The 23,603-nt window shown below is 64.3% G+C and carries 17 protein-coding genes; 9 read left to right on the plus strand and 8 right to left on the minus strand.

Translation table 11 applies throughout. The features are described 5' to 3' along the window. The first annotated feature begins 29 nt into the window (after positions 1-29). Together CK227_RS33960 and CK227_RS33965 are read left to right on the plus strand one after the other, a co-directional pair. Positions 30-1,064, plus strand: a complete 1,035-nt coding sequence (locus CK227_RS33960) for an aldo/keto reductase (RefSeq protein ID WP_095775838.1) — start codon at positions 30-32, stop codon at positions 1,062-1,064. A gap of 105 nt (positions 1,065-1,169) precedes the next feature. Beyond that, complete coding sequence (locus CK227_RS33965) at positions 1,170-1,682, plus strand: SUKH-3 domain-containing protein (protein WP_095775839.1); 513 nt, start codon at positions 1,170-1,172, stop codon at positions 1,680-1,682. 68 nt (positions 1,683-1,750) lie between these two features. Here CK227_RS33965 and CK227_RS33970 read toward each other — a convergent pair whose 3' ends face one another. Beyond that, a complete protein-coding gene (locus tag CK227_RS33970) occupies positions 1,751-2,023 on the minus strand; it encodes an usg protein (protein ID WP_095775840.1) in 273 nt (90 codons plus the stop codon). 315 nt (positions 2,024-2,338) lie between these two features. Here CK227_RS33970 and acs point away from each other — a divergent pair, with 315 nt between their 5' ends. Then, a complete protein-coding gene (acs, locus tag CK227_RS33975; RefSeq protein WP_095775841.1) occupies positions 2,339-4,294 on the plus strand; it encodes an acetate--CoA ligase in 1,956 nt (651 codons plus the stop codon). Positions 4,295-4,345: 51 nt separating this feature from the next. Further along, positions 4,346-5,086, plus strand: coding sequence for an MOSC domain-containing protein (locus CK227_RS33980; RefSeq protein WP_095775842.1), 741 nt, complete (start codon positions 4,346-4,348; stop codon positions 5,084-5,086). On the opposite strand, the gene CK227_RS33985 is transcribed toward CK227_RS33980, so the two are convergent. From CK227_RS33985 to CK227_RS33995, 3 genes are all read right to left on the minus strand, one after another. Then, positions 5,087-6,355, minus strand: coding sequence for a cyclopropane-fatty-acyl-phospholipid synthase family protein (locus CK227_RS33985; RefSeq protein ID WP_095775843.1), 1,269 nt, complete (start codon positions 6,353-6,355; stop codon positions 5,087-5,089). It lies immediately after the preceding gene. Positions 6,356-6,748: 393 nt separating this feature from the next. Further along, positions 6,749-8,182 carry a pilus assembly protein gene (locus tag CK227_RS33990; RefSeq protein ID WP_095775844.1) on the minus strand — a complete coding sequence of 478 codons (1,434 nt, stop codon included), beginning with the start codon at positions 8,180-8,182 and terminating at the stop codon, positions 6,749-6,751. 380 nt (positions 8,183-8,562) lie between these two features. After that, on the minus strand, positions 8,563-9,432 hold the full coding sequence (locus tag CK227_RS33995) for a transglutaminase family protein (RefSeq protein ID WP_095775845.1): 870 nt from the start codon (positions 9,430-9,432) through the stop codon (positions 8,563-8,565). A 170-nt stretch (positions 9,433-9,602) separates the two neighbouring features. Between CK227_RS33995 and CK227_RS34000 the strand changes: the two genes are divergently transcribed. Beyond that, positions 9,603-10,268 carry an HAD-IA family hydrolase gene (locus CK227_RS34000; RefSeq protein WP_095775846.1) on the plus strand — a complete coding sequence of 222 codons (666 nt, stop codon included), beginning with the start codon at positions 9,603-9,605 and terminating at the stop codon, positions 10,266-10,268. A 9-nt stretch (positions 10,269-10,277) separates the two neighbouring features. Here CK227_RS34000 and CK227_RS34005 read toward each other — a convergent pair whose 3' ends face one another. Beyond that, positions 10,278-10,499, minus strand: a complete 222-nt coding sequence (locus tag CK227_RS34005; protein WP_095775847.1) for a DUF1674 domain-containing protein — start codon at positions 10,497-10,499, stop codon at positions 10,278-10,280. A 102-nt stretch (positions 10,500-10,601) separates the two neighbouring features. Between CK227_RS34005 and htpX the strand changes: the two genes are divergently transcribed. The 3 genes from htpX (at position 10,602) to CK227_RS34020 (ending at position 14,960) form a co-directional block, all read left to right on the plus strand. Then, a complete protein-coding gene (htpX, locus tag CK227_RS34010; RefSeq protein ID WP_095775848.1) occupies positions 10,602-11,621 on the plus strand; it encodes a zinc metalloprotease HtpX in 1,020 nt (339 codons plus the stop codon). Then, positions 11,612-13,000, plus strand: a complete 1,389-nt coding sequence (locus tag CK227_RS34015) for an RsmB/NOP family class I SAM-dependent RNA methyltransferase (protein WP_179296572.1) — start codon at positions 11,612-11,614, stop codon at positions 12,998-13,000. The genes htpX and CK227_RS34015 overlap by 10 nt, the downstream gene beginning before the upstream one ends. Positions 13,001-13,235: 235 nt before the next feature. Further along, positions 13,236-14,960, plus strand: coding sequence for a heparinase II/III family protein (locus CK227_RS34020; protein WP_095775850.1), 1,725 nt, complete (start codon positions 13,236-13,238; stop codon positions 14,958-14,960). Positions 14,961-14,987: 27 nt separating this feature from the next. On the opposite strand, the gene CK227_RS34025 is transcribed toward CK227_RS34020, so the two are convergent. Beyond that, a complete protein-coding gene (locus CK227_RS34025; RefSeq protein WP_095775851.1) occupies positions 14,988-15,296 on the minus strand; it encodes an antibiotic biosynthesis monooxygenase in 309 nt (102 codons plus the stop codon). Positions 15,297-15,444: 148 nt separating this feature from the next. On the opposite strand from CK227_RS34025, the gene purH reads away from it, so the two are divergent. Continuing rightward, on the plus strand, positions 15,445-17,061 hold the full coding sequence (gene purH, locus CK227_RS34030) for a bifunctional phosphoribosylaminoimidazolecarboxamide formyltransferase/IMP cyclohydrolase (RefSeq protein WP_095775852.1): 1,617 nt from the start codon (positions 15,445-15,447) through the stop codon (positions 17,059-17,061). A gap of 134 nt (positions 17,062-17,195) precedes the next feature. Here purH and CK227_RS34035 read toward each other — a convergent pair whose 3' ends face one another. Together CK227_RS34035 and CK227_RS34040 are read right to left on the minus strand one after the other, a co-directional pair. Further along, complete coding sequence (locus tag CK227_RS34035) at positions 17,196-18,572, minus strand: MFS transporter (protein WP_095775870.1); 1,377 nt, start codon at positions 18,570-18,572, stop codon at positions 17,196-17,198. Positions 18,573-18,776: 204 nt separating this feature from the next. Next, positions 18,777-23,594 (minus strand): NAD-glutamate dehydrogenase, encoded by a 4,818-nt coding sequence (locus tag CK227_RS34040; RefSeq protein ID WP_095775853.1) that lies wholly within the window; start codon positions 23,592-23,594, stop codon positions 18,777-18,779. Positions 23,595-23,603: the final 9 nt, after the last annotated feature.

Consider the following 23,603-nt stretch of genomic DNA (forward strand, 5'->3'; position numbering starts at 1 on the left):
CCCCTTTCCAAACCACCAGGAGTAAGAAAATGGACTATCGACGTCTCGGCGCATCGGGCCTGAAAGTGCCCGCACTCTCATTTGGCGCGGGAACCTTTGGCGGCTCCGGTCCGCTGTTCGGCGCCTGGGGCAACAGCGACGCCAGGGAAGCGCGGCGGCTGGTCGACATCTGCCTGGAATCCGGCGTCAATCTGTTCGACACCGCCGACGTCTATTCGAACGGCGCCTCGGAAGAGGTGCTCGGCGAAGCCATCAAGGGCCGGCGCGATGCCGTGCTGATCTCGACCAAGACGTCCTTGCCGATGGGTGATGGGCCGGCCGACTACGGCTCTTCCCGTTCACGACTGATCAAATCCGTGGACGCCGCGCTGAAGCGCCTCGGCACCGACTATATCGACCTGTTGCAACTGCACGCCTTCGATGCCGGCACGCCGATCGAGGAAGTGCTGTCGACCCTGGACGAGCTCGTGCGCGCCGGCAAGCTGCGCTATGTCGGCGTCTCCAACTTCTCCGGCTGGCAGGTGATGAAGTCGCTGGCGGAGGCCGACAAGCACGGTTATCCGCGTTACGTCGCGCACCAGGTCTACTATTCGCTGGTCGGCCGCGACTATGAGTGGGAACTGATGCCGCTCGGCCTCGACCAGGGCGTCGACGCGCTGGTGTGGAGCCCGCTCGGATGGGGGCGGCTGACCGGCAAGATCCGCCGCGGCCAGCCGCTGCCGGAAAAGAGCCGGCTGCATGACACCGCAAGCTTCGGCCCGCCGGTCGAGGACGAACATCTCTACCGGGTGATGGACGCGCTGGACGCGGTGGCGCGGGAAACCGGGAGGACCGTGCCGCAGATCGCCATCAACTGGCTGTTGCAGCGCCCGACCGTTTCCTCCGTCATCATCGGCGCCCGCAACGAGGAACAATTGCGCCAGAACCTCGGCGCCGTCGGCTGGGCCTTGACGCCCGAACAGGTGAAGAAACTCGACGCGGCAAGCGAAGTGACAGCGCCCTATCCGTATTTCCCCTATCGCCGCCAGGAAGGTTTTGCCCGGCTCAACCCGCCGGCGGTGTGAAAAGGACTACAGGGAACTGACAACAAGAGACTATTCGCCCACCACTAGGCTAACGTCCGCAGTCGACCTATTGCGGACGTTAGGATCACTGCTCATAGTCGCGCAATGATGACCCTACCGCCTGCTGTTTTGCCGATCTTTGCCGCAGCCGGGTGGTTTCCTGGGCGCAAAGTTCCCGTGTCTCCAACAGTCCCGGCTGGTCATCCGGTAGCTGCCATTCTCAGCGAGTTCGATGGCCTTAAGGTCGGTGAGACCGGTTCTGGGATCGAGTGCGCCCGAAGCGATATCAGCTTTTGGTGGTCTCCAGACGAAGGCTACGAAGAAATTTTCGAGATTGAAGCCCTGCTTCAGACCAAGCTGGCCTGCTTTGCAGCGGCTCACAATTATCACGTAAGCCTGTATGTCGATGGAGGAGGCCGGGTGTTTGTCGTGTCTCCGAGTATGCCTGGCATAGGTTTTATGGGCAGTACCTTTGGTGAAGCAATGGAGCGCACCCTGCTAGGTCTGAGGGCGTCACCCCTTCTTCTGCCATCGCATGACAAAGTGTCATGGTATGGCGAGGTACTTCTACGTGGAAACCCTCGGATCCTGAGCATCGAAGAGTTGATGACGGGATAGGGGCGACCTGGTCGGCCCTATCCATCCCATCTCGGCCATCGATGGCAGACGGTTCATCGAGCTTTGTGTTAATGCAGCACGAACTCGCCATCCACCTTGCGCCATTCGTTCGGCGCGATCAGCTTCTGGTGCGTGTAGACAACCGAGTGCAGCGGCCCGTCGAGCTTGGCCTTCCAGAATTCGATGAATTTGATCAGCACCGGAAACGTCGGAGCGAGGTCGTAGTCCTGCCAGATGAAGCTCTGCAGCAGGTGGGGATGGTCGGGGAAATGATAGAGAATCTTGGCCGTGGTCAGGCCATAGCCTTTGAGCATCAGGTCCATTTCGGCATGGTCGCGCATTGCTGCCCCCTTGGCGGTCCCTTGGTTGAGTCTCCTTTCCTCCCAACGTCAGATTGTGCGCGCCGTTGCTTAACTGTCTATTGATTTTTCCTGATCGAAACAGGCTTTTCGACGCGAAAACATACAGTTAGCAGCGAGCTAAGCTGAGTGCTGACAACGTCCGCCAATGCCCCTGCGGCATCCCGCCACGCAAATCCAACGTCTAATATTGCCGTAACGCCGGAACTGGTAATAATGCCGCCGAATTCGCGGCCGCTTCGCCGCGATCCAGCCGGCGGTTCAAGGCGGCGGATTGGTTTGGGAGGAAAGTCAGGAATGTCCGAGGTTCATGTCCATCGCGTCCAGCCGGCGTGGAAGAAGAACGCGCTGATCGACAACGACACCTACCTGAAATGGTATGCCGACAGCATCAAGAACCCGGACAAGTTCTGGGGCAAGCACGGCAAGCGCATCGACTGGTTCAAGCCGTTCAGCAAGGTCAAGAACACCTCCTTCGACGGCAAGGTCGCGATCAAATGGTTCGAGGACGGGCTGACCAATGTCTCGTACAATTGCATCGACCGCCATCTGAAGAAGCGTGGCAACCAGACCGCCATCATCTGGGAAGGCGACAACCCCTACGACGACAAGAAAATTACCTACAACGAGCTCTACGAGCACGTTTGCCGGCTCGCCAATGTGATGAAGAAGCACGGCGTCAAGAAGGGCGACCGCGTCACCATCTACATGCCGATGATCCCGGAAGCCGCCTATGCGATGCTGGCCTGCACGCGTATCGGCGCCATCCATTCGATCGTCTTCGGCGGCTTCTCGCCCGATGCGCTGGCCGGCCGCATCGTCGACTGCGAATCGACCTTCGTCATCACATCGGATGAGGGCCTGCGCGGCGGCAAGTCGATTCCGCTGAAGGAGAACACCGACAAGGCGATCGACATCGCCGCCAAGAACTTCGTCATGGTGAAGAACGTCCTCGTCGTGCGCCGCACCGGCGGCAAGATCGGCTGGGCGCCGGGCCGCGACCTCTGGTATCACGACGAGGTCGCGACGGTGAAGGCCGAGTGCAAGCCCGAGAAGATGAAAGCGGAAGACCCGCTGTTCATCCTTTACACCTCAGGCTCGACCGGCAAGCCGAAGGGCGTGCTGCACACCACCGCCGGCTATCTCGTCTATGCCTCGATGACGCACCAATATGTCTTCGACTACCATGACGGCGACATCTACTGGTGCACCGCCGATGTCGGCTGGGTCACCGGCCACAGCTACATCGTCTATGGCCCGCTCGCCAACGGCGCCACCACGCTGATGTTCGAGGGCGTGCCGAACTACCCCTCGCAGGCGCGCTTCTGGGAAGTCATCGACAAGCACAAGGTCAACATCTTCTACACCGCCCCGACCGCGCTGCGCGCGCTGATGGGCGCCGGCAACGACCCGGTCAAGAAGACCTCGCGCAAATCGCTGCGCGTGCTCGGTTCGGTCGGCGAGCCGATCAACCCGGAAGCCTGGGAGTGGTATTTCAACGTCGTCGGCAACGGCAAGGTGCCGATCGTCGACACCTGGTGGCAGACCGAGACCGGCGGCATCCTGATCACGCCGCTGCCGGGCGCCACCGACCTCAAGCCCGGCTCGGCGACGCGGCCCTTCTTCGGCGTCAAGCCGCAGCTGGTCGACGGCGAAGGCAAGGTGCTGGAAGGGGCGGCCGACGGCAATCTCTGCATCACCGATTCCTGGCCGGGCCAGATGCGCACCGTCTATGGCGATCACGACCGTTTCGTGCAGACCTATTTTTCCACCTACAAGGGCAAGTATTTCACTGGTGACGGCTGCAGGCGCGACGCCGACGGCTACTACTGGATCACCGGCCGTGTCGACGACGTCATCAACGTCTCCGGCCACCGCATGGGTACGGCGGAAGTCGAATCGGCGCTGGTCAGCCATGACACGGTGTCCGAGGCCGCCGTCGTCGGCTATCCGCACGACATCAAGGGCCAGGGCATCTACAGCTACGTCACCTTGATGAAGGGGGTGGGGCCGACCGAGGAACTGCGCAAGGAGCTCATCGCCCACGTCCGCAAGGAGATCGGCGCCATCGCTTCGCCCGACAAGATCCAGTTCGCTCCCGGCCTGCCCAAGACACGCTCGGGCAAGATCATGCGCCGCATCCTGCGCAAGATAGCCGAGGACGATTTCGCCACCCTGGGCGACACCTCGACACTCGCCGATCCGGCCGTCGTTGACGATCTCATCGCCAACCGGCAGAACAAGAAAGGCTGAAAACGACTGGTCGAAGGTCGCGGGAAGCCCGGCCAACGAGAGACCAGCGGAATGAATGATATCGGCACTGTCGCGCAGCTCTGGCGCTATCCGGCGAGTTCACTCGCCGGCGAGCGCCAGGACGCCATCCTGGTCGGACCGGCGGGCATGGCGGGCGACCGCATGTTCGGCCTCGTCGATGTCTCGGACAAGGAGATCGCGAGGCCCGACCGCGAGGCGAAATGGCACAAGGTGCCGCGCATTCGCACCCGGCTGGCCAATGATCGCGACCTGGAGATCGCCGTCCCTGGCGGCGACTGGGTGAGCGCACCCGGCGCCGAATGCGACCGTGCCATATCGGCCTATCTCGGCTTCGCCGCCTCGATCCGGCCCTTCGGCCTGGAGAATGCGCCGCCGGCCTATGCCGGTCCGGTCACCGCCGCCCGCTACAGCAAGGCGCCTATCCACCTTTTGACCACGGCGTCGTTGGCGCGCCTGAAGGCGCTGCATCCGGATGGCGCCGCCGATCCGCGCCGCTTCCGCCCCAACGTCGTCGTCGACATGGCGGCGGTGGAAGGCTCGTTCCCCGAAACGGAATGGATCGGCCGCAAGCTCGCGATCGGCGATCTGCTGGTGACCATTTCGGAGCCTTGCCGCCGCTGCGGCTTCACCATCATCGCCCAGGACGGCTTCGACCACGATCCCGGCATCCTGCGCAATCTGGTCCGCCACAACGCGCACAATCTCGGCGTCTACTGCACAGTGGATCGGCCGGCCGGTATCAAGGTCGGCGACGCGATGCGTTTTCTGTAGCTACCGATAAAGGTCGGCCCGTGTCGGCGGCAGGCCGCTTGGCCCCCGCGCGCGCTTGGTGACGACTGTCTGGAAAATCTGCGCCGAGCCGCGATCGAAGGTGATCGAACAGCCGGTGAGATAAAGCAGCCAGAGCCGTGCCTTGGGCTCGCCAACCTCAGCGATCGCCTCATCGAAGCGGGCCTGCAGGCGCTCGGCCCACAGCCTGCAGGTGCGGGCATAATGCTCGCGCAAATTCTCGACGTCGGCGACGAGGAAACCGTGCGCCTCGAGATTCCCGAGCGTCATGCCGATGGTGTCGAGCTCGCCGCCCGGGAAGATGTATTTGATCAGCGCCCTGTATTCCGGTCCTTTGCGCAGGGTCTTCTTCGGGTCGCCCTTGCTGCGCCGCGTGATGGCGTGGTGCAGGTAGATGCCGCCGGGCTTCAGCAGACGGTGGACGGTCGAGAAATAGGCCGCATGGTTGGCGAGGCCCAGATGCTCGAACATGCCGATCGACGATATCTTGTCGAACGTGCCGGAAAGCTCGGCGTAGGATTTTATCTCGATGGTGATGCGGTCCTCGAGCCCCTCGGCGCGGATGCGTTCGCGCGCCAGCTTCGTCTGCGCTTCCGACAGCGACACGCCACGGCCGACGACGCCGTAATGCTTCGCCGCGTGGATCAGCATCGCCCCCCAGCCGCAGCCGATGTCGAGCAGGCTTTCGCCCGGCTTCAGCCGGAGCTTGCGGCAGATGTGGTCGAGCTTGTCGATCTGCGCCTGGTCTATGCCGTTGGCGAAATCCCTGAAATAACCGCAGCTGTAGACCATTCGTTCGTCGAGGAAGAGCCGGTAGAAAGCATTCGAAATGTCGTAGTGATGCTGGATCGCCTCCTTGCTCGAACCGCTGACATAAGGATTGTGTCCCGATAGATCGGTGCGTGCCGTCATCTGCTTTCGCGAAAGCAGCACGGCCGGGAGGTCGCGCAGAATCGCCAGCTTCGGCAGCGATCTGAGCTTTGTCTTCAACTTACCTTGCGAAGGCAGGGCGTAGAAATCGAACAGCGATCCCTCTTCGATATCGACGGTTTTGGAAATCCACATCTCGACCAGCGTCGAGAAAGTCGGCCGACGGGCTAGTTGCCAGACGATGTCCTGGTCGTTGATGGCAAGCACAGGACCGCCGGCGGGGCCGATCCGTTCTCCGGTCCATAGCCTGACGGCAAAGCCCGGCTGCAGCGCCCCGATCACGGTTCGTACGATGCGCGCGGCTCTCTCGGTGGCGTCCATGGTCCCTCCCGTGACCGATAACGCCATGTTGTCCGTTTTGGCCGGGGATCGCAAGCCGAAGCACGCGGACCCGACTGCGCGGCATTCTCCGGCGGGACGCCTTTTTCAGCCCGGCATCTTGTCATTTGCTGCAACGCACCCCATCATGAGGATGTGTTCAACAAATCGAAAGGAGGTGATCCGATGTCGAGTGATTTCGTTTTCCAGAACGTGGCCTCAGCGGATTGCACTTTCGGGAAGCAGTCTTCCCGTTAAGGCGCGAGATGCGCGGCAGGTAGCCCGAAGGGGTTGCCGCCACAGGCCGCGCCATGGACGGAAACACGGAAGGCCGCCGGCTTCGAAAGAAGCGGCGGCCTTTTCCGTTGGGCCAATGTCGCCGGAGGCCACGGCGGTTCACTTGGCGATCGTCAGCCGCTCGATGTTCTGCACGATGGCATTGAACGCTTCGTTCAGTTCGGGACCCGTAGCCGCCTCGTAATAATGTTTCAGGGTGGACGTGTCCGCAGTCGAGCAGCCCTGGAGCACGCTCTTTGCCTGATCCCGCTCGGTCGATGTCATCGACGGATCGTCGAGATCGAAACCTATGGTGAAGATCTCGATGCCGTCGCGCTTCATGTTGTCGCAAATGCTTTCGGCATTGCTTCGCGACATCTGACCGGCATTCTGCGATCTGGGCGCGCTTCGCCCGCCGGCGAACGCAGTGTTGAACTGGCCGTCCGTCATCAGGAGCGCGACCTTGCCGACCTTTCTGTTGTCGAAATTGGCGGGACCGGTGCCCAGCCGGGCGTTGACAATGGTCGAGCGCCAGGACGGCGAGAGCATGTAATAGCCCCATTGCACGGCGATGCCGCCGGCGGTCACGCCCGCCGCCTTGAAATCAGCAATCGTGTCGAGCAATTTCTGTTTGTCGGCTGTCAGCGGAATGAGCTCCGGCGTCGGGCAGGTACCCATGCGATCATCGCGGTTGACCTTGGCGAGATACTCCTGGTTCTGGTTGTTCCTGCGCAACTCGGACGGCCCGTCGGACGAGTAATCGGCATAGCCATCCTTGTCCTTGCGCTCGGTGGCGCATTTGTCGGGCCGCAGGGTCACGGATGAGCCAACCGGGATCGGTGCACCCGCTGATGGCACTGGTGGTGGCAGATTCGAGCCCCCTGCCTGCTCGACGAAAACGCTGTCGGCGAGGCCGCCCGTATTCACCGCTTCGGCATAGGGAACAATGGCCACGCGCACGCGCGGATTGTTCGGGTCGATGTTGTTGTCCAGCAGATTTTCTACGGCGGTTGAAGCGGCGGCCTGCAGGTCGCCGATCTTGTCGGTCTTTGCCCACCAGTTGGCGGCCATCGATCCTGTCACATCGAGCATCATCGCCACTTCGATGGTCTTGTCCGAATAAAGCGATGTCGTCGACGCGGTGACGCGTTTCGTATTGCCCATGCCGAAAACTGGGAAGAACAGGGCGACATCGACATGGGCGTCCGCCTGCACCGTGTTGGCGGTCCTGTCGACGATAAGCTTGTCGAGCACTATTTGGTCGGACTGCAGAATGCCCGCCGTGCTGTTGGCCACGAGAAAGTTCTGCACCGCCTTGTTCGCGTCGGCCTCCTTGATGACCCCGGTCGTCAGGTCGCGGGCCGTCGATGTCACCGCGGCGTCGATCACCCCTTGCAGGCTCGATTTGGCGTTGTAGAGCTGCGAGATGTCGACCGAGAAGCCTGCGGCCAGCGCCAGGACCGAGGCAGCAAAGCTGAACAGGATCGCGAAATTTCCACCGCTGTGTCTGGCGAACCCGCCGACCGCGTGAACAAGACCCCCGTAATTTCGCATCCAACAGCCTCCGCTTGCCTCGGCCTCGTCGCCGCAATGAGGGCAATGCAGGATTCCAGCCGGAAGCCGCTCGTCAGGCGCCGGAACCGAGCCCCTAACCTTCAACCTTTTGTTTTTGTTGGACTTCGGCTGTGTCGAAGGTGAATGACTGGTAAACAAAAAGTCGCGGCATCAGCCGCGTTTACGGACTGCTTACCATGCTTGAATCGAGGCAATCGCGGACTGCTTCGCACCGTCCTGATGCGGCACATGCCTTCTGTGCCGCAACGGGCCAACTGTACCGAGATAGCCGAGTAAGTTGGGGCGCGAACGGAATCAAAATGTGTTGAGATTCAGGTCAGGCCATTTGCGAGCCGGCATCACCTGAATATCAACATACCTTAGGCCAGCATCTGTGCGCTGGCCGTCCTGTCGATACCGTGATGGGGCGGATTGAACAGATTGCCTTCCTGCTCATAGGTCCACACCTTGAACAGGCTGAGCCGGTGTGGACCAAAACTGTGCAGCAAAGGCACGTCGGTGGCGTCGCGGCCGCGCGCGATGACGACACGACCGGTCCTAGGCCGGTTGTGGCGTGGATCGAACGTGTACCATTTGCCGTCGACGAACACTTCCATCCACGCCGAGAAATCCATCGGCGCCGGATCGATCGGCACGCCGATATCGCCGAGATAGCCGTTCACATAGCGCGCCGGAATGTTCATGCAGCGGCAGAGCGTGATCGCCAGATGGGCGAAGTCGCGGCAGACGCCGACCCGCTCCTCATGCGCCTGCGCCGCCGTGCGGGTCGAACGCGCATAGCCATAGCCGAACGACAGCCGGTTGTGGACATAGTCGACGATCGCCTGCACCCGTGCCCAGCCGGAGGGAAGATGGCCAAACAGCTGCCAGGCGAGACTACTGAGGTGATCGGTCTCGCAATAGCGGCTGCCCAGGAGATAGACGAGCACATCGTCGGGTAATTCGGCCACCGGCACTTCCCGGGCCAGCGTGTTGACCTCGTCCGTGTCGCCACTGTCTTCGATCACTGCGTCATAGAGGATGCGAAAGGCGCCGGCTGGTGCGGTGAAGCGGCGGCAGCCATTGCCATGCAGGTCATGGTAGAGCTTGGTCGGCACCGAAGGCGAGGTCAGCACCCGGGTCTGCCGCTTGATGTCGGCTTGCCTGTCCTTGTGGATCTCGAGCAGCGAAATCACCGGTGTGGCCTCTGCGCACTCAATGGCGATTTCGTAGCCGAGCCGGATCAGCATCACAGGTCCCCTTCGATCGTCATGGAAAGCAATGCCGTTCCAACGTCGCGAGATGGCTGTGGTTCCCTGGACCGCCGCAAAATAGGCCCTCGTGCCTTTCCATGCCCGCGCCTTGACGTTACGGTTGGGCAGCCCTCCCTCGACACGCTCCCCCGACTTCAAGGAAAATCATGTTTGCTGGCAGAAAATTCGCGGCCTTCCTTTTCGACATGGATGGCACGCTCATCAATTCCATCGCCTCGGCGGAGCGGGTGTGGAGCGATTGGGCGCGCCGCCATGGCCTCGACGTCGCCGCCTTCCTGCCGACGATCCACGGCGTGCGGGCGATCGAGACCATCACCAACCTTGCCCTTCCAGGCGTCGACCCGGCGCATGAGGCCGACCTGCTGCTGAAGGCCGAGGCCGCCGATCTCGACGGCATTGTCCCGATCGCCGGCGCCGCGGCGTTTCTCAAGGCGCTGCCGGGAGAAAGCTGGGCGATCGTCACCTCGGCGCCACGCTCCCTGGCGCTTGCGCGCATGGAGGCTGCCGGCATTCCTGTCCCCGCGGTCATCGTTGCGGCTGAAGACGTTTCGCGTGGCAAGCCGGCCCCCGACTGTTTCCGGCTTGGCGCGCAACGGCTCGGCTTCGATGCGCGCGACTGCCTGGTGTTCGAGGATGCTCCGGCCGGCATCGCGGCGGCCGAGGCCGCGCAAGCCGCGGTCATGGTGATCAGCGCCACGCATTCGCACCCACTGCCAACGCTGCATGCCGCGATCCTGGGCTATGACAATGTCGGCATCACCATCGACGAGCGCGGTTGGCTGGCGCTTGAGGCGCAGCGCAACGCCGCTTGAGACCAATCCCTAAAAGTCGCTGGTCAGCCCTTTGACTTCCCAGTCGCCATAGCGGCCGGGTTCCTTGCCGCCACGGCCGCCGACTTCCTTCGGCAGCGCGGCTTCCTTGCTGCGATAATCCGTACGCCGCGCCTCGGCCTCGGCCAGCGCCCGCTGTGCGGCGGGCGACAGGTCTCTTGGCGGCGCATCGTCGTTCGGGCCGGCTGGCGTTTTGCTGGTCTGGTCGGTCATGCGATAGTCCCGGCAGATTGAAATGGGGGCAGGTGTTTCCCATCATATAGCCATGAACTCACGACGATCGACCCCTTTTTACCACCACGACAGGAGCAGACGATGAACACCCTTCGCACCGCCATGCTTCTGGCCGCGATGACGGCGCTGTTCATGGGCGTCGGCTTCCTGATCGGCGGTTCGGGCGGCATGATGATCGCCCTGCTGATCGCCGCCGGCACCAATCTGTTCAGCTACTGGAACGCCGACAAGATGGTGCTGTCGATGAACCGCGCCGTCGAGGTCGATGAGAAGAACGCGCCGGAATATTACGCCATCGTCCAGGGGCTGGCCAAGCAGGCCGGGCTGCCGATGCCCAGGACCTATCTGATCGACAACCCGCAGCCCAACGCCTTCGCCACCGGCCGCAACCCGCAGAACGCGGCGGTCGCCGCCTCCACCGGGCTGCTGCAGCGGCTGACCCATGAAGAGGTCGCGGCCGTGATGGCGCACGAACTCGCCCACGTCCAGCACCGCGACACGCTGACCATGACCATCGTCGCCACCTTCGCCGGCGCCATCTCGATGCTCGGCAATTTCGCCTTCTTCCTCGGCGGCAACCGCGACAACAACAACCCGTTCGGTTTTGTCGGCGTGCTGGCGGCGATGATCGTGGCGCCCTTTGCCGCGATGATCGTGCAGATGGCGGTCAGCCGCACCCGCGAATACGAGGCCGACCGGCGCGGTGCCGAAATCTGTGGACACCCGCTGTGGCTGGCATCGGCGCTTGACAAGATCGCCCGCGGCGCCGAACGCATTCCCAACCCCGATGCGGAGCGCAATCCGGCGATGGCGCATCTCTTCATCATCAATCCCCTGCACGGCGAGCGCATGGACAATCTGTTCTCCACCCACCCGAGCACTGAAAACCGCATCACCGCATTGCAGGAGATGGCACGGCAGATGGCGGGCGGCAACCAGGCCGCCCCGCGCCCGACGCCAGCGCCTCGGCAGGCCGGGGAACAACAGCCGTCCGGCCCGTGGGGCCAGGCCCCTCAAGCGGAACAGCCGGCGGAACCGGAAAGGCCTAAGGCCAACCCATGGGGGCGCAATCCGACCGGACCCAAAGGCCGATGGTCGTGAGCGTGGCGGGATCTCGACGCGCAGGCTCAGGCAATCAGGATCATAGAGACGGCGGCGAATTCGTCGCCGGTCTCGCCGCCCGCAAGGCGGCGGCGCGGCTGCTTGCCGCTGTCATCGATGCCAGGACTCCGCTCGACGGACTGACCGACCACGAAAACGGCCATCCGCAATACAAGGCGCTCGATTTGCGCGATCGTGGCCTGGTGCGGGCAATCCTGGTCACCGCGCTGCGCTTCCGCATGACCATTACGGGCCTGCTGGCGCGGCGCCTGGAAAAGCCGCTGCCGCCCAACGCCACCGCTTTGTCGCATATGCTGCATGTGGCGGCCGCGCAGATCCTGTTCCTCGACATTCCCGACAGCGCCGCTGTCGACCTTGCGGTCACCCACGCCAAGTCCGATCCGCGCACGCAACGCTTTTCCGGCCTCGTCAACGGCGTGCTGCGCACGCTCGCGCGTGCCAAGGAAACCGAACTGCCCGCCGCTCTTGCCGCGACCGATGAAGCGCCAAAATGGTTTTCCGACCGGCTGAAGGCTGCCTATGGCGCCGATAAAGCGAAGCTCATTCTCGCCGCGCACCGGTACGAGGCGCCGGTCGACTTCTCGGTCAAGGCCGATCCCGAACTCTGGGCCGAAAAGCTCGGCGGCATCGTGCTGCCGACCGGCACGGTGCGCGTGCAAAATCTTGCCGGTGCCGTCACCGACCTGCCCGGTTTCGCCGAAGGTGCCTGGTGGGTCCAGGATGCCGCGGCCAGCCTGCCGGCGCGGCTTTTCGGCGATGTCGGCGGATTGCGCGTCGCCGACCTCTGCGCCGCGCCCGGCGGCAAGACCGCGCAGCTGGTCCTGGCCGGCGCCCGGGTCACCGCCGTCGACACCTCGAAAAACCGGCTTGGGCGGCTGGCGCAGAATCTCGACCGCCTCGGCCTCTCGGCCGAAATCGTCCAGGCCGACTTGCTCAAATATGAGCCCACGGAGGTGTTCGACGCCGTGCTGCTCGACGCGCCGTGCTCGTCGACCGGCACGGTGCGCCGGCATCCCGACGTGCCATGGACCAAGACGGCGGCCGATGTCGAAAAGCTCGCCGACCTGCAAAGGCGGTTGCTCGCCCGCGCCGTCACGCTGGTCAGGCCCGGTGGCCGGATCGTCTTTTCCAATTGTTCGCTCGACCCGCTCGAAGGCGAAGGGTTGCATCTGGCGTTTCTGAAGGAAACGCAAGGGGTCGTCGATGATCCGCTGCGGCAAGGCGAGATCGCCGGCATCGATTCGTTCTTGACGCCACAAGGCACGCTGCGCACCACGCCGGCCGACCTCGACCTCGGCGCGCCGGAACGCTCGGGCCTGGACGGCTTCTTCGCCGCGCGCATGCGCCGCGCCGGCTAATGCATGTCGCCCAAAAGTGCGTAGCGGTTTTGGGATAACGACATGCATGGAACAAAAAGCAAGTCGCGTCGCGTCCGGCCGGCGGGTGCGGCGCTATTTGACTTAACTCACAGGATTTGCTGACTTTTTTAGGGAGAGTATAGGCCCCCGGACCTATACCCAGGAATTCGCCTTCGCACGACTCGTTCATTCATGTAAACTCTGCGCCGGGGTAGAGGACGGACCAGGAGGGCTTTTGGCACTGGCTGCCAGCAACACGACGCGTCTGTGGACGCTTGTCGCGAAGGAGTTCTGGCGCAAGACGCGCCGGCGTTTGCGCGCCGGGCCGGTCTATCGCTGGCGCTATTCCGGCCGCACGCCCGAACGCGTGCTGATCGCGCCGCCGGACCTGCGGCTGGCCGACCCGCAGATCGCGCTCGAGATCTATTACGGCCGCTATCCCTTGTCGGGGCACCTGGTCGAGACCGGCGGCAAGTCGCCCTTCCAGATCAACGTGCCCAATCATGGCTGGCAAAAGACGCTGCATGGCTTTCGCTGGCTGCGCCACATGCGCGCCGCCGGCACCGAACTTGCCGCCGCCAATGCGCGTGCCCTGGTGTCCGACTGGATCGCCATGCACGGAAACAACATTGCCGGCATCGCCTGGGAGCCCGGGACGACGGCGAAGCGCGTCATCGCCTGGCTGCAGCATTCCTCCGTCGTGCTGCAGGGCGCCGAGTTCCCCTTCTACCGCGCCTTCCTGAAATCGCTGGCCGTCCAGATCCGCTACCTCAGGTCGATGGCGCGCGAAATGCCCGACGGCAAGGACCGGCTGCGCGCCCGCATAGCACTTGCCTTCGCCGCGCTTTCCCTGCCGGCGCCGGCTTCTGCGCTGCGCGGCGCCACCCGCAACCTCGCCGAGGAACTCAACCGCCAGATCCTCGCCGATGGCGGCCATATCTCACGCAATCCAATGTCGGTGCTGGAAATCCTCGCCGACCTTTTGCCGCTGCGCCAGACCTACGCCAACCAGGCGGAGACCCCGCCGCAGGCACTGATCGGCGCCATCGACCGCATGCTGCCGGCGCTGCGCTTCTTCCGCCACCAGGATGGCAGCCTCGCCCGCTTCAACGGCATGGGCGCCACCATCCATGACCGCATCGCCACCATATTGCGACATGACGACACCGCCGGCGCGCCGCTGCTGCACGCGCCGCATTCGGGCTATGAGCGGCTGTCGATGGGCGGCGTCACCGTCATCGCCGACACCGGCCTACCGCCGCCGGTCGATGTTTCCAACGCAGCGCACGCCGGCTGCCTTGCCTTCGAACTGTCGTCCGGCCGCCAGCATTACATCGTCAATGCCGGCATCGACACCTATGGCGCCGCCGAGTTCCGGCCGCTGGCCCGCGCCACCGCCGCGCACTCGACCGCCACCATCAACGACACCTCGTCGGCGCGCTTCAGCCATTCGCTGCGCGTCAACGACCTGCTGGGTTCGCCGCTGATCGGCGGCCCGCAGCATGTGCAGTGCAAGCGCATCGACCAGAAGGGCGTCCAGGGCTTCATCGCCCGCCATGACGGCTACGTCCCACGTTTCGGCTTCCTGCACGAGCGCGAGCTGAAACTGTCGTCGAACGGCAATGTGCTGGCCGGCAGGGACCGGTTCCAGCGCCCCGGCAATGCCGCGATCCGCAACAATGGCCGTGACTTCATCACCGTGCGCTTCCATGTCCACCCCGACATCAACTTGCTGCAGGACGAACATGACCGCCTGGTGCTGACCGCCGAGCAGGCCGACAGCTGGGTGTTCACCTCGGGCGAAGTGGTACCTGAGGTCGAGGAATCGATTTATTTCGCCGGTCTTGGCGGCCCGCGCCGCAGCCGGCAGATCGTGCTTGCCTTCAAGGCGTCCGACATGTCCGAAGTCCACTGGCAGCTGACGCGCACCAGCATCGTCGGCTATCCGGAAAACAACTGATTTGCCGCGCGAAGGCGGCCGGCTCGCTCAAGCCTGCTGCGGGATGCCGAAGGCCTCATAGGTGCTGAGCGTCGGCGGACCGGCGAAGGCGAAACGGATCTCGTCGGCCATCGCCGCCGCCTGACCGCTGCGGTCATAGCGCTCCGCGTCCTCGACAGTGCTCCATACGGTGATTGCCATGAAAGTGTCGCGCGCCTGATGCTGCTGCAGCAGCACGGCGCTGATGTTGCCGTTGGCGGCGCGGATGGCTGGGATCGCCTCGGTTTCGTAGATCGCCCGCAACCGCTCGGTCGTATCCGGTAATGCCGTGAACTGGCCAATACGGACAAATGCCATCAATATTCCTCCATCGCGAGGAGATCAGCCTATACCCGGGGCCGGCAAATTGCATATCAAACCGCCGAATGGTGCACGGCGCTTGATTTCCTGATGTCATGTGCTACGGCGCGGGCTTGCCCCTCCAGCCGTGAAAGGCCGCCAGCCCATGGCCGTCGCCGCCAAGAACATTCCCGCCCCGGACCTCGTTCCCGTACGCCGTGCCTTGCTTTCGGTGTTCGACAAGACCGGCCTCATCGACTTCGCCACGGCATTGGCCGCGGCCGGTGTCGAACTGGTCTCGACCGGCGGCACCGCCAAGGCGATCGCCGAGGCCGGGCTGGCGGTGCGCGACGTCTCCGAGCTCACCGGCTTCCCCGAGATCATGGATGGCCGCGTCAAGACGCTGCATCCTTCCGTGCATGGCGCGCTGCTTGGCGTGCGCGACGACCCCGAGCATGCGGCGGCGATGCGCAAATACGGCATCGAGCCGATCGACCTCCTCGTCTCCAATCTCTATCCGTTCGAGGAAGTCCGCCGCTCCGGCGCCGACTATGCGGCAATCGTCGAGAACATCGACATTGGCGGCCCGGCGATGATCCGCGCCTCGGCCAAGAATCATGCCTATGTCGCCATCGTCACCGATCCGGGCGACTATGCCTCGGTGCTGAACGCGCTGGAGATGAACATCGGCTCGCTGTCGCTGGATTTCCGCAAGAAGCTGGCGGCCAAGGCCTTTGCCCGCACAGCCAGCTATGACGCGGCGATTTCCAGCTGGTTCGCCGAGGCGCTGGAGATCGAGCATCCGACCTGGCGCGCCTTTGGCGGCCGGCTGGCCGAAGTGATGCGCTACGGCGAAAACCCGCACCAGAGCGCCGGCTTCTACGTCAATGGCGACAAGCGTCCAGGTGTCGCCACGGCGCGGCAGCTGCAGGGCAAGCAGCTCTCCTACAACAACATCAACGACACCGACTCCGCCTTCGAACTGGCCGGCGAGTTCGATCCCAGCCGCTCCGCCGCCGTCGCCATCATCAAGCACGCCAACCCGTGCGGCGTCGCCGAGGGCACGTCGCTGAAATCAGCCTATGCCAAGGCGCTCGCCTGCGATCCGGTCTCGGCCTTCGGCGGCATCGTCGCATTGAATCGTACGCTCGACGCCGAAGCGGCGGAGGACATCGTGAAGACCTTCACCGAGGTGATCATCGCGCCCGATGCCACGGACGAGGCCGCGGCGATCGTTGCCGCGAAGAAAAACCTGCGCCTGCTGGTCACCGGTGGCCTGCCCGACCCGCGCTCGCCCGGCACGACCGTCAAATCCGTTGCCGGCGGCCTGCTCGTCCAGGGCCGGGACAATGCCGTGGTCGACGATCTCGAACTGAAAGTGGTGACCAGGCGCGCGCCGACGCCGGCGGAGATGGCCGATCTCAAATTCGCCTTCCGCGTCGCCAAGCACGTCAAGTCCAACGCCATCGTCTATGCAAAAGACGGCGCCACAGTCGGCATCGGCGCCGGCCAGATGAGCCGCGTCGATTCCTCCCGCATCGCCGCCCGCAAGGCACTCGACGCGGCCGAGGCTGCCGGCATGGCCGAACCGCTGACCAAGGGCTCGGTGGTGGCTTCCGATGCCTTCTTCCCCTTCGCCGACGGTCTGCTTGCCGCAGTCGCCGCCGGCGCCACCGCCGTCATCCAGCCCGGCGGCTCGATGAACGACAAGGACGTCATTGCGGCCGCCGATGAACATGGCATTGCGATGGTGTTTACCGGCGTCAGGCATTTCCGGCACTGAGCACTTTTGCCCTCCCCTCGATGGGGAGGGTCGGTGCGCTCGCTTGCGAGCGCACCGGGGTGGCGTGATGGCGCTGCCCCCCACCCCGCTCCGCTTCGCGGATCGACCCTCCCCACAAGGGGGAGGGTAAGGCGCTACTCCGACGGCCGATCCGCCGGATACGGCGTGCGAACCAGTATTGCCATGCCGATGCCGAGGAACAGGATGATCACGGCCATGCCGAGCCGCGCCGAGTCGGAGAGCGCGGTGATGGTCGCCACCAGGAACGGCGCCAGGAAGCTGGTCGCCCGACCGGCCAGCGCGTAGATGCCGAAATAGCGGCCGGATTCCGCCGCTGTCACGCTGCGCGCCATGTAGGAGCGCGACGACGCCTGCACGGGGCCGAAGGCCAGGCCGATCAACAGCCCGTAGAGAATATAGGCCTTTTCGGCCGCCGTGCCGAACAGCCCGCCCGAATCGGTGGTCGGGAGCTGGATCAGGCCGAGCAGCGTGAAGCCCGGCCCCGTCGAGATGACGCCTATGGTTGCTATCGACAGCATGACGAGCGCGATCATAACCACGGCCTTGGAGCCGAGCGCGGTGTCGAGGCGTGCCGCGATCCAGCAGCCGAAGATGGCGACGACATTGAGGATGATGCCGAACATGCCGATCTCGGTGATCGACCACTGGAACATGCCCGCCGCGAATGTGCCGCCAAGCGCCAGCAGCGCGTTGACGCCGTCCTGGTAGATCATGCGGGCGACGAGGAAGCGGAAGATGCCGCCGCGCCTGCGCACCTCGGCCAGCGTCGATTTCAGCTCCGACAGGCCTTCCCGCACCGCCGGCCCGATCGGGATGCCCTTGATGGCGTCGGGCGTAAAGAAGAACATCGGCAGGATGAACAGGAAATACCAACCGGCCGACAGCGGTCCGGTGGCGCGCGCATCCTCGCCGAGCTTCGGATCGAGCCCGAACAGCGGGTCGATGCCGATGATCGTCTTGCCGGTCTCCGGCGAGCCGGCGAGGCAGGTGACGACAAAGATCAGCGCGATCATACCGCCGAGATAGCCGAGACCCCACGCCATGTTGGAGATGCGGCCGATCTCGCTCTTCGGCACCAGCCGCGGCATCATCGAATCGTTGAACACGGTAGAAAATTCCGCTGCTACCGACGCCAGCGAGAACAAAGCCACGACCAGGAACAGGTTCGAGCCGGGTGCGGCAAACCAGAGCAAAGCGAGACTGGTGATCTTGATCGCGGCGAAGAAAGCGATCCACGGCTTGCGCGGCCCGGTCTGGTCGGCGATCGAACCGAGGATCGGTGACAGCACGGCGATGACCAGCCCTGCCGCGGCGATGCCGTAGCCCCAGACCGCTTGGCCGGTGTTGGGATCGCCGGCCATGCGCGAGACGAAATACGGACCGAAGATGAAAGTGGTGACGACCGTGAAGAACGGCTGCGCCGCCCAGTCGAAGAACATCCATCCCCAGATGCCGCGCCCGGACGCCCGCTGCACTGTCTCTACCGCCATGATGATTCCCTCGGCCCCACCCGCGTCGGGCGCCATGTCTGCATGTTTCTGATGCCCATGCAAATGACAAGCCTCGCGAGCGCCCACCCCTACCTCCCCCTTGTGGGGAGGTCGGACCGAAGGTCCGCGTGGGGTCGGCGCCGCCCCCACCCCGCTGCTTCGCAGCGACCCTCCCCACGAGGAGGAGGGTAGGCCTCCGAAGCCTCACATCCCGGTCAGATCGCTCATCAGCCCAGACGCCACCGACAGCCGCGACACGGTGATGTCGCCGCCTTCGGTCAGCGCCTGCAGCCGCTCGCGGATGCGCGCCACGCGCTCGCCGCCGGCTTCCAGCCAGGCCGCCACCGGATCCGCTGCCTTGGCATGGCCGGTGAGCGCCGCGACCGCGATGCCGCGCCGCGCCGCGCCGATCGTGTCGGTGGCGCGCGACAGCGCCAACTGGTCGTAGTAGTCCGACGGCGTGATCGAGCGCGCCGCGTCCTCGACACGCGGGATGCGGAAGGCATCGCTGACCGCAAAGAAAGCCTTGGCGGCGGCGACAATGTCGGCGCCGGCCGTGCGCGCCGTCAGCGCGATGTCGGGGACGAGTTCCGCAACCTCGCTCAGCGCCAGCTGCTCGGCCAGCCTTTCCGGCGCGCCGGCCTTGAACAGCCCGTGCCGCTTCTCCTCGATCCACTCGCGCGAAAACGCCGGCAGCAGCGAAACGAGCTTCGGCTCCAGCGCCTTGCGCGCGTCCTGCAGCTCGGCGATGCGTTGGCCGAGCGGCGCCGTGCCGGCATCGTTCTTCAGATACCAGCCGCTGGTCACATAGATCAGCCGGCTGACCATCTGGTAGAGATCGAGCTGCACCTGGCCGTCGATCTGGTTGTCGAGCGCGTCGATCTCGCTATAGAGCGCCGGCAGCGCGAAGCCGTCTCGCACCACGGCAAAGGTGCGCACCACGTCGGCGGCGGTGCGCCCGGTGGCTTCCTGCAGCCGGTTGACGAAGGACGGGCCGCCGCGATTGACCAAATCGTTGGCGACGACGCGGGCGATGATCTCGCGGCGCAGCCGGTGACCGTGGATTTCGGCGGCGTATTTCTTCGCCATCCGGTCCGGGAAATAGCCCATCAGGTCACGGTCGAAATGCGCATCGTCAGGCACGTCGCTGGCGACGATGTCGGAAAACAGCACGATCTTGGCATAGGCGAGCAGCACGCCGAGCTCGGCCCTGGTCAGCGGCTCGCCGCGCGCCTCGCGCTCGGCAAGGGCAGCCGGCGACGGTAGCGTCTCCACGGCGCGGTCTAACAGCCCGCGCGCTTCGAGCGCCGACATGAAGCGGGCCTGGTGCGCAATGTCGGCAAGGCCGCGCTTGCGGGCGATCGAAAGCGCCAGCGTCTGCTGGTAGTTGTTGGAGAGTACAAGGCCGCCGACCTCGCCGGTCATCTCGGCCAGCAGCTTGTTGCGCGCCGGTCGCGTCAGCGATCCCTTGCGCATGGCCGACGCCAGCGCGATCTTGATGTTGACCTCGACGTCGGAGCAGTTGACGCCGCCCGAATTGTCGATGGCGTCGGAATTGCAGCGGCCGCCATTCATGCCGAACTCGATGCGGGCGCGCTGCGTGACGCCGAGATTGGCGCCCTCGCCGATCACCTTGGCGCGCACGTCGAGCGCGGTGACGCGAATGGCGTCATTGGCGCGGTCGCCGACCTCGGCATTGGTTTCGGTGGAGGCCCTGAGATAGGTGCCGATGCCGCCGAACCACAGGAGGTCGACCGGCGCCTTGAGGATGGCGGTCATGATCTCGGCCGGCGTGGCGGTCGTCTTTGTCAGGCCGATCGCCGCCGCGGCCGCCGCCGGCAAGGTGATCGACTTCTGGCTGCGCGAGACGATGACGCCGCCCTCCGACAGCTTCGTCTTGTCATAGTCCTGCCAGCTCGAACGCGGCAGTGCGAACATGCGCTCGCGCTCGGCCATCGAGGCCGCCCTGTCGGGATCGGGATCGATGAAGATGTCGCGATGGTCGAAGGCGGCGATCAGCCTTGTCTGCGGCGACAACAGCATGCCGTTGCCGAACACGTCGCCCGACATGTCGCCGACGCCGACGACAGTGAAAGGCGAGGTCTGGATGTCGCGGTTGATCTCGCGGAAATGCCGCTTGACCGCTTCCCAGGCGCCCTTGGCGGTGATGCCCATCTTCTTGTGATCATAGCCGGCAGAGCCGCCGCTGGCGAAGGCATCGTCGAGCCAGAAGCCATGCTTCTCGGAGATCGCGTTGGCGGTGTCGGAAAAGGTCGCCGTGCCCTTGTCGGCGGCGACGACGAAATAGGGATCGTCCTGGTCGCGCCTCATGACGCCGGCCGGCGGGATGACCCCGTCCAGGCCGATATTGTCGGTGATCGACAAAAGGCTGGAGACGAAATTCTTGTAGGCCGAGGTGCCGACCTCGAAGATCGCGTCTCGGCTGCCGCCCGTCGGCAGGCGCTTGGGGAAGAAGCCGCCCTTGGCGCCGACCGGCACGATGACGGCGTTCTTGACCTGCTGCGCCTTGACCAGGCCGAGCACCTCGGTGCGGTAGTCCTGGGCGCGGTCCGACCAGCGCAGGCCGCCGCGCGCCACCGGGCCGAAGCGCAGATGCACGCCCTCGACCTCGGAACCGTAGACGAAGATCTCGCGCCATGGCCGTGGCGCCGGCAGTCCCTCGATCGCCTGCGAGTCGAGTTTGATCGCCAGCGACTGGCCCTTCTCGTTCGTATCGGCAACGAAATGATTGGTGCGCAGCGAGGCCTCGATCAGATTGAGGTAGCGCCGGATGATGGTGTCGTCGTCGATGTTGGGCACATCCTCCAGCGCATCCTTGATCTTGGCCTTGAGGTGCTTTGCCGCCACCACGCCCTCTGTCTCCGCCATTGAGCCGAGCCGGGCGATGAACAGCGCGTGCAGGCCGCGCGCGATCTCTGGATAGCGGTTAAGCGCCGCGGCGATGAAATCCTGGCTTTGCGGAATGCCGACCTGCTGCAGATAGCGGCCATAGGCGCGCAGGATGGTGATTTCGCCGGACCACAGGCCGGCGGTCTGGGCGAGGCCATTGTAGCCGTCATTGTCGACGTCGCCGCGCCACACCGACAGGAAAGCGTCCTCGAACAGCGCGCCGCCATCGGTAAGGTCGATCGGGTTGCCGTAGCTGTTCTCCAGTTCCATGTCGTGGATGAAGACCATGCCGGGCTGATCCCCGTTGATCATGCCGGTCGCGTCGTCGCCGACCTCGAAGGTTCGCTCGCTGATGACGCGGAAGCCGATGTTTTCCAGCACCGGCACGCGCCGCGACAGCGCCACCGGGCTGCCGTGGTGATAGATCTTCAGCGCCGCCTGGTGCGGCTTCTGCTCGCCATGGCGGTAATAGTCGATGGCGATCGGATTGGCGGCGCTGATCCTGGCGATGCGCCCGGCATCGGCCAGCGCCACGGCCGGCGAGAAACTATCGCGATAGCTTTCGGAAAACCGTGCGGCGATCGCCGTCCGTGCGGGATCGGCTCCAGTCTCGGCCGCTGTTTCCCGAAGCGCGTCGTCCCAGGTGCGGACAATGTCGCGGATCGCTTCCTCGATCGTCGCCTGCTCGATTTTCGGCGTCTTGCCGCCGGAGCGGCCTATGATGAAATGCACCCGCGCCAGCCCGCCTTCCGGAAAGGCCGGGTAGTAGGCCGACAACCGCCCCTCGAACGCCGTTTTCAGATAGGCGCCGATCTTCTCGCGCACGACGCTGTCGTAACGGTCACGCGGCACGAAGACGAGGATCGAGACAAAGCGGTCGAACTGGTCGGCACGCACCAGCGCCCTGACGCGGGGACGCTCCACCAGGCCCAGAATAGCCTCGGCGTGCTTGCGCAGGATCGGCACCGGGACCTGGAACAGTTCGTCGCGCGGATAGCTCTCCAGCACGTTGATCAGCGCCTTGCCGGAATGATCACCCGGATTGAAGCCGGATTTGGCAATGATGGTTTCGGCCTTCGACCGCAGATACGGTATCTTCATCACCGAGCGCGTGTAGGCGGTCGAGGTGAACAGGCCGACGATGCGCAGTTCGCCCAACAGCACACCCTTGGCTGTGTAGGTCTTGACGCCGATGTAATCGAGATAGATGCGGCGGTGCACGGAAGACTTGGCATTGGCCTTGGTGACGATCAGCGGCTCCGGCCCATGCAGGAAGGCGCGAATCTCGGGCGTGGTGGTCACCGCTTCGGTGCCGCGCCGCAGCACCAGCACGTCGGGATCGGACAGGATGCCGAGGCCGGGCTTGTCGGCGCGCTCCAGCATGCCGCTCTTTTCGCTGCCGGTGTATTTGAACTCGCGCATGCCGAGGAAGGTGAAGTTGTCGTCCCGCAACCATTCGAGGAAGGCTATCGCCTCGGTGACGCTGGTCTTGTCGAGTGGCACCGGCGAGTAGCGGAATTCGGAGATCGCCTGGTCGAGGCGGGCCAGCATCGGCTTCCAGTCGGTCACGGCGGCGCGCACCTGGCCGAGCAGCTTCTTCAGTCGACCGGCCAAGGCTTCGGCCTGGTCGGGCGGCAGGCGGCCGATATGGACATGAATCACGCTCAGCCGGTCATGGCCGGTGTCCCCCTTGGCGGGGCCGCCGTCACCGAGGATTTCCTCGACGCCGCCCTTGCCGTGCCTGACGACGATCACCGGATGGGTAACCAGCAAAGGCTCACCGGCACTATCGGTGATCTCGCCAAGGACGGAATCGAACAGGAACGGCATGTTGTCGTTGACGACGGTGATCACCGTCACCGGGCGGCCTTGGCGAACGACCTCGGAATCGACATCTATGGCGACGACGCAATCGCCCTTTTTATGTCTGGCGACAGCGCGCCCGGCGAGATCGGCGGCGCGCACGAGATCGGCGACGTCATAGGCGGCAATGTCTTCTGCAGGAGCTCGTGCCAGCAGATAGTCGGCGAGCTTGCCGGACCTGTCTTCTGCCTTTGCCGCTACCTTTGCCGCGCTCTTTTTTGGCGGATTTGCGGTTTTTGGATTGGCCATGACGCTATT

Origin of the sequence: Mesorhizobium sp. WSM4308, assembly GCF_002294905.1 — a bacterium.
In the GTDB taxonomy this organism is placed as follows: domain Bacteria; phylum Pseudomonadota; class Alphaproteobacteria; order Rhizobiales; family Rhizobiaceae; genus Mesorhizobium.

Excerpts from the sequence above, each read along its gene's own strand:
- CK227_RS33960 (WP_095775838.1), top strand. The coding sequence starts at position 30 with ATGGACTATCGACGTCTCGGCGCATCGGGCCTGAAAGTGCCCGCACTC.
- CK227_RS33965 (WP_095775839.1), top strand. The coding sequence starts at position 1,170 with ATGATGACCCTACCGCCTGCTGTTTTGCCGATCTTTGCCGCAGCCGGG.
- CK227_RS33970 (WP_095775840.1), bottom strand. The coding sequence starts at position 2,023 with ATGCGCGACCATGCCGAAATGGACCTGATGCTCAAAGGCTATGGCCTG.
- acs (WP_095775841.1), top strand. The coding sequence starts at position 2,339 with ATGTCCGAGGTTCATGTCCATCGCGTCCAGCCGGCGTGGAAGAAGAAC.
- CK227_RS33980 (WP_095775842.1), top strand. The coding sequence starts at position 4,346 with ATGAATGATATCGGCACTGTCGCGCAGCTCTGGCGCTATCCGGCGAGT.
- CK227_RS33985 (WP_095775843.1), bottom strand. The coding sequence starts at position 6,355 with ATGGACGCCACCGAGAGAGCCGCGCGCATCGTACGAACCGTGATCGGG.
- CK227_RS33990 (WP_095775844.1), bottom strand. The coding sequence starts at position 8,182 with ATGCGAAATTACGGGGGTCTTGTTCACGCGGTCGGCGGGTTCGCCAGA.
- CK227_RS33995 (WP_095775845.1), bottom strand. The coding sequence starts at position 9,432 with ATGCTGATCCGGCTCGGCTACGAAATCGCCATTGAGTGCGCAGAGGCC.
- CK227_RS34000 (WP_095775846.1), top strand. The coding sequence starts at position 9,603 with ATGTTTGCTGGCAGAAAATTCGCGGCCTTCCTTTTCGACATGGATGGC.
- CK227_RS34005 (WP_095775847.1), bottom strand. The coding sequence starts at position 10,499 with ATGACCGACCAGACCAGCAAAACGCCAGCCGGCCCGAACGACGATGCG.
- htpX (WP_095775848.1), top strand. The coding sequence starts at position 10,602 with ATGAACACCCTTCGCACCGCCATGCTTCTGGCCGCGATGACGGCGCTG.
- CK227_RS34015 (WP_179296572.1), top strand. The coding sequence starts at position 11,612 with ATGGTCGTGAGCGTGGCGGGATCTCGACGCGCAGGCTCAGGCAATCAG.
- CK227_RS34025 (WP_095775851.1), bottom strand. The coding sequence starts at position 15,296 with ATGGCATTTGTCCGTATTGGCCAGTTCACGGCATTACCGGATACGACC.
- purH (WP_095775852.1), top strand. The coding sequence starts at position 15,445 with ATGGCCGTCGCCGCCAAGAACATTCCCGCCCCGGACCTCGTTCCCGTA.
- CK227_RS34035 (WP_095775870.1), bottom strand. The coding sequence starts at position 18,572 with ATGGCGGTAGAGACAGTGCAGCGGGCGTCCGGGCGCGGCATCTGGGGA.
- CK227_RS34040 (WP_095775853.1), bottom strand. The coding sequence starts at position 23,594 with ATGGCCAATCCAAAAACCGCAAATCCGCCAAAAAAGAGCGCGGCAAAG.